At 42.9% G+C, this 12,940-nt stretch carries 13 protein-coding genes; 2 read left to right on the forward strand and 11 right to left on the reverse strand.

The genetic code is table 11. The annotated features are described in order from the left end of the window. Positions 1-46: 46 nt before the first annotated feature. On the reverse strand, positions 47-1,042 hold the full coding sequence (locus tag Q8W40_RS02170) for a TRAP transporter substrate-binding protein (RefSeq protein ID WP_305395685.1): 996 nt from the start codon (positions 1,040-1,042) through the stop codon (positions 47-49). 352 nt (positions 1,043-1,394) lie between these two features. Between Q8W40_RS02170 and Q8W40_RS02175 the strand changes: the two genes are divergently transcribed. Continuing rightward, the gene (locus Q8W40_RS02175) at positions 1,395-2,438 is read left to right on the forward strand and encodes a type III polyketide synthase (RefSeq protein ID WP_305395686.1); all 1,044 of its coding nucleotides are present in this window, start codon (positions 1,395-1,397) and stop codon (positions 2,436-2,438) included. Positions 2,439-2,545: 107 nt separating this feature from the next. Here the strand turns inward: Q8W40_RS02175 and Q8W40_RS02180 are convergent, their stop codons facing one another. From Q8W40_RS02180 to Q8W40_RS02225, 10 genes are all read right to left on the reverse strand, one after another. Further along, positions 2,546-2,824, reverse strand: coding sequence for a hypothetical protein (locus Q8W40_RS02180; RefSeq protein WP_305395687.1), 279 nt, complete (start codon positions 2,822-2,824; stop codon positions 2,546-2,548). A 130-nt stretch (positions 2,825-2,954) separates the two neighbouring features. Then, positions 2,955-3,332, reverse strand: a complete 378-nt coding sequence (locus Q8W40_RS02185) for a hypothetical protein (protein ID WP_305395688.1) — start codon at positions 3,330-3,332, stop codon at positions 2,955-2,957. A gap of 9 nt (positions 3,333-3,341) precedes the next feature. Further along, complete coding sequence (locus Q8W40_RS02190; protein WP_305395689.1) at positions 3,342-3,617, reverse strand: hypothetical protein; 276 nt, start codon at positions 3,615-3,617, stop codon at positions 3,342-3,344. Positions 3,618-3,756: 139 nt separating this feature from the next. Beyond that, entirely contained in the window at positions 3,757-4,179 is a 423-nt protein-coding gene (locus tag Q8W40_RS02195; protein ID WP_305395690.1) for a hypothetical protein, read from the reverse strand. A 210-nt stretch (positions 4,180-4,389) separates the two neighbouring features. Further along, entirely contained in the window at positions 4,390-5,499 is a 1,110-nt protein-coding gene (locus tag Q8W40_RS02200; RefSeq protein WP_305395691.1) for an ABC transporter ATP-binding protein, read from the reverse strand. A gap of 4 nt (positions 5,500-5,503) precedes the next feature. After that, a complete protein-coding gene (locus tag Q8W40_RS02205) occupies positions 5,504-6,361 on the reverse strand; it encodes a carbohydrate ABC transporter permease (RefSeq protein ID WP_305395692.1) in 858 nt (285 codons plus the stop codon). Continuing rightward, positions 6,358-7,281, reverse strand: a complete 924-nt coding sequence (locus Q8W40_RS02210) for a carbohydrate ABC transporter permease (RefSeq protein ID WP_101113567.1) — start codon at positions 7,279-7,281, stop codon at positions 6,358-6,360. Before Q8W40_RS02210 ends, Q8W40_RS02205 begins: the two co-directional genes overlap by 4 nt. Before the next feature lie 176 nt (positions 7,282-7,457). Continuing rightward, entirely contained in the window at positions 7,458-8,705 is a 1,248-nt protein-coding gene (locus Q8W40_RS02215; RefSeq protein ID WP_305395693.1) for an ABC transporter substrate-binding protein, read from the reverse strand. A gap of 156 nt (positions 8,706-8,861) precedes the next feature. Continuing rightward, entirely contained in the window at positions 8,862-10,298 is a 1,437-nt protein-coding gene (locus Q8W40_RS02220) for an ATP-binding protein (protein ID WP_305395694.1), read from the reverse strand. 67 nt (positions 10,299-10,365) lie between these two features. Beyond that, the gene (locus Q8W40_RS02225; RefSeq protein ID WP_305395695.1) at positions 10,366-11,094 is read right to left on the reverse strand and encodes a response regulator; all 729 of its coding nucleotides are present in this window, start codon (positions 11,092-11,094) and stop codon (positions 10,366-10,368) included. A 702-nt stretch (positions 11,095-11,796) separates the two neighbouring features. Between Q8W40_RS02225 and Q8W40_RS02230 the strand changes: the two genes are divergently transcribed. Beyond that, positions 11,797-12,924, forward strand: coding sequence for a GGDEF domain-containing protein (locus tag Q8W40_RS02230; protein WP_305395696.1), 1,128 nt, complete (start codon positions 11,797-11,799; stop codon positions 12,922-12,924). Positions 12,925-12,940: the final 16 nt, after the last annotated feature.

Genomic DNA, 12,940 nt, shown 5'->3' on the forward strand with positions numbered 1-12,940 from the left:
GGGAAATAGGCATGACAGAAATTGCCATGCCTAGGGTCTGTTTTTATTATTTATTTGAAGCTAAAGCGGCTTCGATCAAATCTGAACCGATGTCTTTTTCGAACTTCTTCCAAACAGGTTGAAGGGCTGTTACCCACTCTTGGCGTTGCTCCGGAGTCAAGGTTCTCACCACGCCACCCGCTGCTATGATGTTTTGCTTGTTGATTTCGTTTACTTCACTGGAAGCGGAATTACGTGCAGCCGTCACATCAATAAGAATCGCGTTAAACTCTTCACGAACATCCTTCGGCAGTTCCTTCCACCATGTATTCGATGTCACCACTAGGTAGTCCAAAATGCCATGATTGGTTTCGGTGATGCCATCTTGTACTTCGAAAAATTTCTTGCCGTAAATGTTCGACCACGTGTTTTCCTGTCCATCGATAACTTTCGTTTGAAGGCCACCGTACACTTCTTTGAACGACATTTTTTGTGGGTTTGCCCCTAATTGTTCAAACTGTGCGACCAATACATCCGATGCTTGAACACGGAATTTTAGCCCCTCGGCATCGGTAGGAGACATCAGAGGCTTACTTGCAGACATTTGCTTCATTCCGTTGTGCCAGAACGACAACCCTTTCAAACCACGACGTTTCATCGCATTTTTTAGCTTGTCACCCGCTTCTGAATTTTGGAAACGATCGACGGCGTCCACGTCTTCAAACAGAAATGGCAAATCGAAAATACGGTATTTCTTAGTGAATTTTTCAAACTTCGATAGCGATGGCGCTGCTAATTGCACGTCACCATTGAGTAACGCTTCAAGGACTTTGTTGTCATCGTAAAGCGTTGAGTTAGGGAAAACCTGCATACAGGCTTTGCCGTTCATCTCTTCGTTCACACGCTTCTCAAGCAAAGATGCTGCAATGCCTTTGGGGTGTTTATCGGTATTCGTCACGTGGCTGAATTTAATAACAATCTCGCCAGGGTCACAGTTAGCAGCCGCTTGGAAACTGGTAAGCGCCAAGATAGAGGCAGAAAGTAGGGTAAGAGGCTTTAACATTTTTATTCTCCTTGTTTAACACTTAGTCGTCATCACTGAAGACCATGTACTCGACTAAGAGCAAAACTCAGACCAACTTGATACATTTTATTAACAACCCTTTAACCACAAAGGTTGTGTGTGAACTGCCTCTAAGAGCACCTGAAAAATCGAAATCTGTTTAGGCGGAAATCCACCCATTGAAAAGAAGCAGATGGGTGGAAAGTGAAACATTGGTGCACTCCTTAACGTTTTGTTCCACGACTCTCATTTTGATGCGGAACCAGATTCATATAATGATGCAACTGTTGTTGTGTTTATAAACAATGAATATCTAAATGATCATTCAGATAACAACAACAGGAGAAACGTCATGAGTGTTTTAAGTAAGCCTTCCGTCTATTTTCCCGAATACGTGGTGACTCAAGACGAAATTATTGAATGCCTTCGCACGCTGCACAGCGACCAACCTCACGCAGAAAAAGCGTTTGATATGGTCAGAAATTCAAGTATTGATAAACGCCACCTTATTGTCCCGCTCGAGAAAGTCGTCTCGCTGGAAGATTTTGATGAACGAAGCGCAATTTACGATGAACAGGCTCGATTCATGTCTGAACAAGCCGCCCTTCAAGCAATTAAGAATGCGGATCTTCGGATCAAAGATATCACCATGGTCATTGTGACCTCATGCACTGGTTTTATGATGCCTTCGCTCACAGCTCATTTAATCAATGCACTTAACCTCAACAATTCAACCATTCAGTTGCCAATGGCTCAAATGGGATGCGTAGCGGGTGCTGCTGCAGTGAATCGAGCATTTGACCACTGCCAACAATTACCAAACAACAACGCCCTGATTGTGACACTAGAAACGTCATCGCTGTGCTTTGATAAATACGCGAACCGTATTCAAGACTTTGTGACCAATTCACTGTTTGGCGATGCATGTGCAGCGGTAGTCATGCGTGGAGACGATCAAACCAGCGGAATGAAACTCACACACTCTGCCAGCCACTTCCTACAACAAAGTGAAGCGTTTATTCGCTACGACATGACGCCGAGAGGTTTTAAATTCTCATTAGATAAAGAAGTGATGTATTCGATTGAACGCGTTGCTCCTGTCATCGATGATTTTGTTCAGTCTCGTCAGGATAAGCGATCTAAAGATCTGGATTTCTACCTCTTCCATACCGGAGGTCGGAGAATTCAAGATGAAGTAGAGCGCACATTGGAACTAACACCGGACGCTCTAGACCATTCTAGAGCATGCTTGCGTGAAACTGGCAATACCTCAAGCGCTGCCGTTATCGATGTACTCAGAAGAAGTTTTGAACATCGAAAAGCAGGAGAACATGGCGTCATGGCAGCATTTGGACCCGGCTTCACCACTGAAATGGCATTGGGTACTTGGCAGTAAAAGCAAAACGGGCGTCTGAATTCAAGTTCAGACACCCGTAGTTGGTATTTATATAATTAACTTATGTGTTCAGGTCTAGTCCAACTCGAGCTTTATCACTTTAAAGTCTATGGTTTGTCCCAGAAAAATTCTCGAATCTTTCCATCCGCATCCGTCAAGATGTAAAAATAGTTACCTAAAACTAATTCTGAAAAATACTGCCTAAAATCCTGTTCCTTTGCTGCCTCTGAATAGTACATGGCATAGAATCTCTGTCCATCTTCTATATCCGCATTCTCAACTGGCGTAATTTGTATATCTAGGTTTTCCTGCAAAAGCGCGGCTTGATTGAGGTACCCACTATTGTTAACGGTGATTTCTTTCCACAACTCTAAATGTCTAGCCATACTGACTACTCTAGCTTTTTCGGTAGAAATTTGTTTTGACAACTGATCAATATAAGACAGAGACCAAAACAGATAGGCAAAGAACAAGGTGACCAACAGAGACAATAATCTACGCTTTACCAATTTTTTCTCACATTAATTTTAATTCTTGATGATGAAGACCTTTGATAGAAGGTTTAATTCTTTTAAATTTTGGAGGAAGCTCTTTGGTTTCAGACAAACATTCATCCATGCATTGCTTTATTGTTTCAACATAAGTAGAGCTCGCATATTTCGGGTTCCATTTACGGTTTTTATTAGAACCGACTGCACCTTCATTATCCCATATAATACGTGCTAATTTGTCTGTTGTTGGTTCGCAGCTACGTAACGCATCTAAACGATTTACTTCTCCGATACCAATGTAAAAGCCGATAAGGTTAGATACAAGATCCTCCTGACTGAACCCACTATCTGTTATAAAGCTAAACATAGATTGAAAGCTCTCGAAACCATAAGATACTTCCATAAAAATTGATCATGCAACTTTTTTCTTTTGATCCAGCGTTAGCCCATGTTTAACAATATACCGTTTCTCAACACCTGGCTTTCCAACATACCCCGCGTGATCTTGTCTATATCTCACTAAAAAACCAGTTTTTCCATCACTAAACTTCAAATATGGATCGTCTATACACTTCTGCAATAAACCCGAATTTTCAACGATTTTCCCGACGATATTTTTGCCAAAGTTAGTGTTATCACAACTATTTCTACGGAGTGCTTCACCTTCACTTTTGATCTGAGTCCACAAATTTTCAGCTCATATTTCAATTCTAGAGTTTGAAGGGTTTAAGTGCCCAAGATCAATCCATCCGCATTTACACGAATATATTAGCCCATAATCTTTAAACAAGTTTTTAGTCTTTGTACCATCTAGAATGTGTCTCTTTTTACTCATCTCCAACCCCTACAAATGCGGCTTCAACTTCAACGCCGATACCTGTTAACTGCTCAATAATTAAAGAAATTCTGCCACCATAGTAATCTTTAGCACATTTGGAACTTATGTTCTTTTCTATGTCTTCACACTGATAGCTGTTTTGGATCAGTTGGTTTTTAAAGGATTGGAGAGAAATGTTTAGTCCGTACCTAGCTGTTACAATTGTTGGTTTGAGACCATCCGATGCATAAAAGCTAAATGTTATGGAACCTTCTTCTGTGTGGAATTCATAACCCTTAATTTTCTCGTCAACTTTGAACTTATATGCAAACGTATTAGATTTAAAATCTCCTGGCTCCCATTCATAGAAAGAAAAAAAAGCGAATATGGTGCTTATAGTTAGAAAAATTAATGGAAGTACATATCGGATCATTGCTTCAGCTTACGTTATCTTTGATAAGTGTGCATATTCATACATATTAAGATTATTGCAACCGTCAGATACGTGATTTCCATCGAGAAATAAAAAAGCGCCCACTACGGGGCGCAAAAACGACAAAAGGTCCCTCGACCTTTTGGTTGTCACAGACAAAATGAAGCCTAAACGCTAAGGCTTCAAACCCTTGTAAGGTAGGACTTGTACCTATTGTTCGATACGAATCTCCGTTTTCGCATCAAAGAACACGGCTTTAGAAAGATCAAAGTATAAGTTGGTTACCTCCCCAACGCTTACATCAAGCTCGGGAGATAATCGGCAAGCCACTTCTTGGTTGTTCACTTTTACCATGGCTATCGTGTCTGGACCCGTTGGCTCAAGTACTTCTATTTTTAGAGGCAATTCGCTAGCGACGCTTCCTAGCTCAACCTGTTCAGTGATATTTTCTGGTCGCAAGCCAATCACGACTTCTTGCCCATCACGAGTTCGTAGCGATTCCGGTAAGCGAATATCATGAATCTTGTCTTCACCATCCGTGACTTTTAGCACTGGGTGATCAACTTCATTCAAATCCACCTTACCGCGGATGAAGTTCATCGAAGGCGACCCCATGAAACCTGCGACAAACATATTGTTGGGTTTGTTGTAGATCTCTTTGGGTGTGCCTAGCTGCTGGAGCTCTCCATCCTTCATGACGGCGATTCTATCCGCCAATGTCATGGCTTCAATCTGATCGTGGGTTACATACACAATGGTGGTGTTTAGTTGCTGATGTAGGCGCTTAATTTGAGTACGCATTTCGACGCGCAACTTCGCATCTAGGTTCGACAACGGCTCATCAAACAAATACAGCTTAGGCTTGCGGGCCAAGGCGCGTCCCATGGCAACACGCTGGCGCTGGCCACCGGACAACTGCGAAGGTTTACGATCAAGCAGGTGATCAATTTGCAGCATTTCGGCAACTCGATTTACCTCAGCTTCGATTTCGTCCGTTGGCATTTTGCGGATTTTTAATCCAAAAGCGATATTCCCTCTCACCGTCATATTTGGGTATAACGCATAAGATTGAAACACCATCGCGATATCACGATCTTTCGGTTCTACTTGCGCCACATCCGTACCATCGATAACAATTTCACCGGAGGTTATGTCTTCAAGCCCAGCGATGGTATTCATTAGAGTGGATTTACCACAACCAGAAGGACCGACTAAAATCAGAAACTCGCCAGAGTCGATACTGATGTTTATGCCTTTTAGTGTTTCTTGCTCCGCATTGCGATAGGTCTTGCGGATCTTGTTGAGTTGTAATGTTGCCATGAGTTTATCCTTTTACTGATCCGGCGGTGAGACCACGTACGAAGTATTTACCTGCCAATACATACACAATCAGTGTCGGCAGCGCGGCGATAATGGCGGCGGCCATATCTACGTTGTATTCTTTCACCCCAGTACTGGTGTTCACCAAGTTGTTTAGGGCAACGGTAATGGGCTGAGTATCCGAACCGGAGTAAACAACGCCAAATAAGAAATCATTCCAAATTGCAGTGAACTGCCAGATCACGGTCACCATGATGATGGGGAGCGATAAAGGCAGAAGAATTTTGAAGAAGATGGTGAAGAAACCTGCGCCATCAAGCTTTGCTGCTTTAACCAATTCATCCGGTACACCGATATAAAAGTTTCGGAAGAATAGAGTGGTGAACGCTAAACCATAGATAACGTGAACGATCACGAGACCCGTCGTTGTATTGGCGAGCCCGAGCTTGCCTAATGTTGCTGCCATAGGAAGTAAGATGACCTGAAACGGAATAAAACACCCAAATAGCATTAAGCTGAAAAATAGGTTTGAGCCTCTGAATTTCCACTTACTTACTACATACCCATTAAAGGCACCGAGAAGCGTAGAAATAGCAACCGCTGGAATCACCATTTGGAATGAGTTCCAAAAGTATCCTTTTACTCCCTCACACGACACACCTGTACAGGCTGATGACCAAGCTTTACCCCACGCATCAAACACCCACTCTTGTGGCAAAGACATCAGGTTACCTGCTTTGATATCTGGCAGGGTTTTGAACGAGGTGATCACCATGACAAACAGTGGCATGAGGTACACCAAGCAGAAAAACAGCAAAGCAGCGTATAAAAATGCTCGGCTTAAGTTGAATGGCTTACTCATGACTTTTTCTCCCTTAACTCAGAGTAAAGATAAGGCACTAGAATGGCCAAGATACCCGCTAGCATCATCATTGCACTGGCAGCACCCAAGCCGATTTGACCACGGGTAAATGAATGCGCATACATAAACAGTGCTGGTAAATCAGATGAGTAACCCGGTCCGCCCGCAGTTAATGCAGTGACCAAATCGAAACTCTTGATCGCGATGTGGGATGTAATGATTACGGCGCTGAAAAACACAGGTCTCAAGCATGGCAAAATGATCTTTAAGTAGATGCTTGGTAAGCTCGCGCCATCGATTTGCGCCGCTTTGATGATCGATGAATCAATACCACGAAGGCCAGCTAAGAACATCGCCATAACAAAACCAGACGATTGCCATACGGCAGCAATCACCAAGGTATAAATAGACATTTCGGAATTGACTAACCAATTGAATTCAAAATCGGTGAAGCCCCAATCTCGCACCATCTTTTCGATGCCTAATCCTGGGTTTAAAATCCATTTCCATGCGGTACCCGTAACAATGAACGACAACGCCATCGGGTAAAGATAAATAGTACGTATCGCACCTTCTTGACGGATGTTTTGGTCAAGCAAAATAGCCAGCCCTACACCCAAGACAATGGCGATAAACATAAAGAGCAAACCAAAGATACCTAGGTTAGTGATCGAGGTAACCCAACGGTCGTTCTCCATTAATTTTTCATATTGAGCAAAACCAGCAAAGTTGAAACTAGGCAAAAAGCGGGAATTGGTTAGAGATAAGGCTGCAGTCCAAAAAATGTAGCCGTATATGCACACCACAGTGACGAGCATAGTCGGAGCCAGAACAATTTTTGGCAGCCAGTTTTGTAATTTATCGGCAAAGCTGCGCTTAGGCGCCGATTTCGTTTTAGGCACTGTCAAAACATGCTCCATAACTTATCCTTGTTAGAGGGCCCCTCAGAACCGCCGCAAGCGGCGGTACATGAGGAAAGTGCGGACTCATCTTGAGCACGACTCTCAGGGGGTGTTCTTTTCGGGGAGAACCCGATGTCAAAACCAGTAGATATCTCGAAGATGTGGGTCGAAAAACTACTGATTTTGAACCGTTCTTAGATGGCTGCTTTTACGGCTTTTGCCAACTTCTTAACTGCTTCATCCGCTTTTGCTGATGGGTCGTTAAAGAAGTTAGTGACTACGTCGTAGATGGCACCTTGAACGTAACTGGTTGTAGACAAACCATGCGCCATACTTGGTACTAAATCGCCGCTGTCTGCACTGGTCTTAAATGTTGCCATTGAATCCAGAGCACAGGAGTCGAATTTGGTCATGTCCATATCCAAACGAACAGGGATTGAGCCTTTATTGAGGTTAAATACTTCTTGGAAGTCTTTAGTAAGAATGGTTTTCGCCAGTGCTTTTTGCGCTTTTTCATTGTCTGCATTTTTCAGCTTAAAGAAGGCAAAACTGTCGATATTGAACGTAAACTGACCATCTGTACCCGGTGCTGGCGCACAAATGTAATCTTTACCCGGCATTTTACCTGCCGCAGCAAACTCACCTTTTGCCCAGTCACCCATGATTTGCATAGCCGCGTCACCATTAATGACCATTGATGTCGCTACGTTCCAATCTCGGCCTGGGGAGTTGCTGTCGATGTAATCACGAATCTTGTGGAACTTCTCGAACACCTCAACCATTTTTGAACCTTGCAGCACATCCATGTCTAGATCGACAAACGCTTTGTTGTAGTCAGCGCTGCCAAGCACATCAAGGGCTACGGCTTCAAATACTGTCGCGTCTTGCCAAGGTTGACCACCGTGAGCAAGTGGAATGTAGCCCGCTGCTTTGATTTTTTCTGCGGAGGCAAAAAACTCATCCAAGGTTTTAGGAACAGAAACACCTGCCGCTTTTAATACTTCTGGGTTTGCCCACAACCAGTTTACTCGGTGAACGTTAACAGGGACGGCAACAAAACGACCTTCATGCTTCATGACTTTTGTTACAACTTCTGGAAGATTACTTTCCCATTTTTCCGCTTTTGCCACATCATCTAAGCTGGTTAGAAACCCAAGGTTACCCCACTCTTGAATGTCGTGTCCTTTAATTTGAGCGGCTGAAGGAGGATTACCTGATACCGCACGAGTCTTTAAGACTGTCATGGCACTTTCACCGCCGCCACCAGCAACAGCAAAGTCTTTCCAAGAGTGACCTTGCTCCTCGACCTTACTTTTCAGTACAGCAGCGGATTTTGCTTCACCGCCAGAGGTCCACCAATGAAGCACTTCTACTTCGCCAGCTTGTGCGTAAGATGCCGCAGCTAGCAATGATAGGGTAATCAGAGTTTTATTCATTTTCATTGTTATCGTCCATGTTATTTTGGCTTTGCAGCCTTGGATTAAGCAAAAACGGGGAAAAGGATACTACCGAGCATTTCCTCATTTGCCCTAAGTCTAAACATGGAAAAAACAGAAGATTGAAACAAAGGGTAAGCCCAATGTAACGAAGATGTTACATTAGAGCTCAGGGTCATGTGGGATAAGGACTTTTGCCTCCAGACCGCCTTTGAGAGAATTGTAAATAATGAGATCTCCACCATGTGCATGGAGGATATTTCGGCTAATCCCGAGCCCTAGACCGTGTCCATCTTTGTCATTAGCAAGGCGATAATATGGCTCAAATACCATATCCAGCTTGCTTTCAGGAATACCTTGCCCTTCATCTAGAATGATGAGTTCTAGGCGATCCTCGTGGTCATAGACATAGACATGTACGCGATGCCCATATTTGACCCCATTATCGATGAGATTGGTGAGCACCCGTTTCATGGCAAGTGGTTTACCCCAAATGGGCAGAATAGGCGTGTCTGGTAAGAAAACTTTGGTGCTTTTCTGATTATGACTTTCTGCAATCGATGCCAACATATCCGCTAGGTTCACTTGAGCATTATTCTCATGCAGATCGGTCTCTCGTACACACTGGAGCGCTCCCTTCACCATCATCTCCAGTTCATCAAGATCACGGTTAAACTTAAACCGCTTTTGATCGTTTTCCAGTAGCTCGGCACGGATTCTTAGGCGTGTGATGGGGGTTTTTAAATCATGTGAAATGGCGGAAAACAAATGCTCTCTGTCGGTGATATAACGGTTTATCCTAGATTGCATGCGATTAAATGCTCGGGTTGCCGTTACCAATTCACTCGCGCCCTCTTCCACCAGCGGAGACTGTTCCACGTCGATACTCATGTCGTTCGCTGCTTTTGCCAGCCTTTTCAACGGGCGAACCTGACGACGAACCAGTAGATAGGTAAGCAGTAATAGCAGTGTGGTTGAGAAAACCAGAAACAGCACCTGATCGCTGCCAATAATCGTGTCATCCAAGCTGATGTATGGGGCGGGAAGCAGTGCGGCGATGTAAAGCCACTGATTGGTATCCAGCTCTATTTGCACCACCAAAATAGGCGGATTGAGCGGCTCTAGCGTTAAGGTGTGGTGTGCCCAAGATCGAGGTAAATCGCTAAGGCGAATGTCATTTTTCAAAATTCGCAACGTATCTGGGCGTGAAAACTCCACATTAATTTGATGTACTTTTCGAAGCTTGTTATCAAGCACTTGTTCAACGGCATCAACTGAAATACGTTTTAAGCGAGATTCTGCCACCGGATCAATAGACAACTGTTCTTCATTAAACGAAACGAAAAATCGAGTCCCTCCCATATTCCGAATCTGATCTAAAACGATATGGCGGTACTCTCTGGGAAGGGATTGAAAAAACGTGACCGTTGAAGCAAACATATTCGCCATACTTTCCGATGCCGAACGTATACCTTCATATTCACGTTGCTTAGATTGCGAATACCAAATAGAAGTTGCAATCCCTTGGGCAACCACAACCGCCAACAGTGTTAACAGCAAAGTTCGAGCAACGAGAGAGTTCGGCCATTTCAGCTTCATAAAACGTGATTCCTGTTTTTATCGGTCACCGCGTTTTTGTTTATAACAGCATTAGCATCTAACACAGCTATCGCTCGTAAGTAACAGGAGCAGTAAACATATAGCCATTTCCACGTATAGTTTTGATGTATTTACTCCCTTTATCACCAAGTCGTTGGCGCAATCGGCTTAACTGCACATCAATACCACGTTCCATGGGCAGTGCTTCCCTACCCCGTGTCGCAATAGAAATGGTATCGCGATCCAAAATTTCATTGGGGTGAGACAAAAACAGCATCAACAAAGCAAAATCACTGCCCGAGAATTCGATTGTCTCATTGGTATCCGAATGAGTCGCACGATGAGAGAGTGTGTCTAACCGCCAATCACCAAACACGATATTTCGAGATAATGAAGGTAATGCGCTGGCCTCATCTTCTTGAACATGCATTCGCCTTAACAAGGCTTTGATTCTCGCCATTAATTGACGTGGGCTGAACGGCTTCGCTATGTAGTCGTCTGCGCCAATTTCCAAACCAATGATCTGATCCGTTTCGTCAGACACCGCGGTCAACATGATAATAGGCACATTGGATTGCTTTCGAACCTTCTGACAAAGAGTAAATCCATCGTCACCGGGGAGCATTACGTCCAATAAGATTAAATCCGGATACCCTTGCTGCTGTAAAAATTCAGCTAAGGCTACTCCATCTTCTACACTTGATACCTGAAACCCAGCCTTAGACAAATACTCTTCCAGTAATTCCCGGATTTCACTGTCGTCATCCACAACCAGAATATGAGTTTTTGTCTGCATATCTTTTGCCTTTTACACATTAGTGCCTTACTAAGAGAGAAAGTAATGTATACCCAAGTGGTCTCAAGATCTTTGGATATAATCCAACACTTTCAAAGATAAAATGATTTTAGCTTGGATAAATTAAGCTTTGGTATTTTTATCAACAAAGTTTGAGCTCGTTATCAGCCTATATAAACTTAATATGAACTCGTACGCTCAAAGAAATTGAAAAGAAGGAAGACACTAAGTGAATAGAATTCAAGCATCTAGCTTCAATTTCTTATTTAGCAGCCATACCAAACATTCTACTAGTTCATTCAAAATATCCAAATCAGCCATTTATTCTAGGGCTCAGAATACAACCACATTGTATGATTTATGGCTTTTATTTAATAATATTCCTCTGTTGATTAGATTTTAATCATGCTATACAGGCTGTTAAAATTACAAATATTTCAAGCAAACGTAGAAATTTATAATTCAAAATTTCGATAGAATATTTGTATGACACAGATCTCATTTATATGGCTAAGGTTTAATAGATTATGCGATAAAGTGCTCAGTATATTGAGGTCTTTATAAATTATTTGTTAGAATCTGAACGTATTCGCGTTTCGGCGTGTCACAGCCCGCAAGCTAAGATCATCAATCAATGGTGGCTGGTTTAAGTCGGTATTACACGAATTGGTTAATTTCAGGAAAGTCAATCTGTTGAATAATATGCTGAAAAGATTAAACCAAGTAGCGCGTTGGATATCTGGCGAAAGTGAAGATGTGTTCAATCGAGTTCACCACGTATTTCTTTTACTAACATCAATATTTTTAGTCATTGTTGGTGTATTTAATACTGTTGCCAACATCACGCCCATTCATTTTTCATTCATCCTTTACTTTGCTGCTGGATTAATGGGAATCATGTGGTATTACTCTCGATTCAAAAATCATTATCGAGTCGTAGCAATTTTATTTGCCGCCTGCTTAATGGTTTTTATCATACCAATAACTTGGTTTTCTAACTCAGGTTCATATGGTCCTACCGCGTTATATTGTTTAGTCACAGCGTTATATACCCAGAGTGTGTTGCGTGAGATGTCTTTATTGCGGTGGCCGTTCATTATGTTTGCGGTGTGCCTCCCTTCAATATTGTTCAGTATCGAAACGTATTTTCCTGATTTGGTTATCCACTATACCTCTGATCATGCTCGTTTTCTTGACCAGCAATTCTCCTACTTTGCGGTTATGATTTTGCTGATGGTAATGATGTCGGGTCATGTATACCGTTACCGTATGGAAGCAATGCGTGCCCATAGCTACGCAGAGAAATTGAGACACTTAGCCGAGCGTGACAGCCTAACAAACCTCTTTAACCACCGAGTGATTTTAGAAAAATCGAGACAAGTGAATGAGGTCTCCGAACACGCGAGCTTAGTCTTATGCGATGTCGATCATTTCAAAAAGCTGAATGACTCATACGGTCACCTTATGGGAGATGCCGTCCTTTCCGAATTAGCGAGAACGCTTGAAGCCGATTTTTTACCTAAAGGCGCATGTGTTGGGCGCTATGGTGGCGAGGAGTTTTTGATCGTTCTTCCCGTGGCTTTGGACGATGCTAAAATCATTGCTGAAAAAATCCGTATGGCGGTTCTTTACAGCAGTAGCCAGTCTTTAGAAATTACAATCAGCCTTGGTGTCTCTCAATTCCAGCGAGAAGACACGGTAGCAGACACACTGAAACGAGCAGACGAAGCCTTATATCGCGCAAAACTATTAGGACGAAACCAAGTGGTTACCGCACCTATAGATAACGGTAAAAACGCCACCGCTTCATCATCAGAAATCGCCAAATAGTGTCAATAGTCTCGTA

Origin of the sequence: Vibrio penaeicida (assembly GCF_030689305.1) — a bacterium.
Lineage (GTDB): Bacteria > Pseudomonadota > Gammaproteobacteria > Enterobacterales > Vibrionaceae > Vibrio > Vibrio penaeicida_B.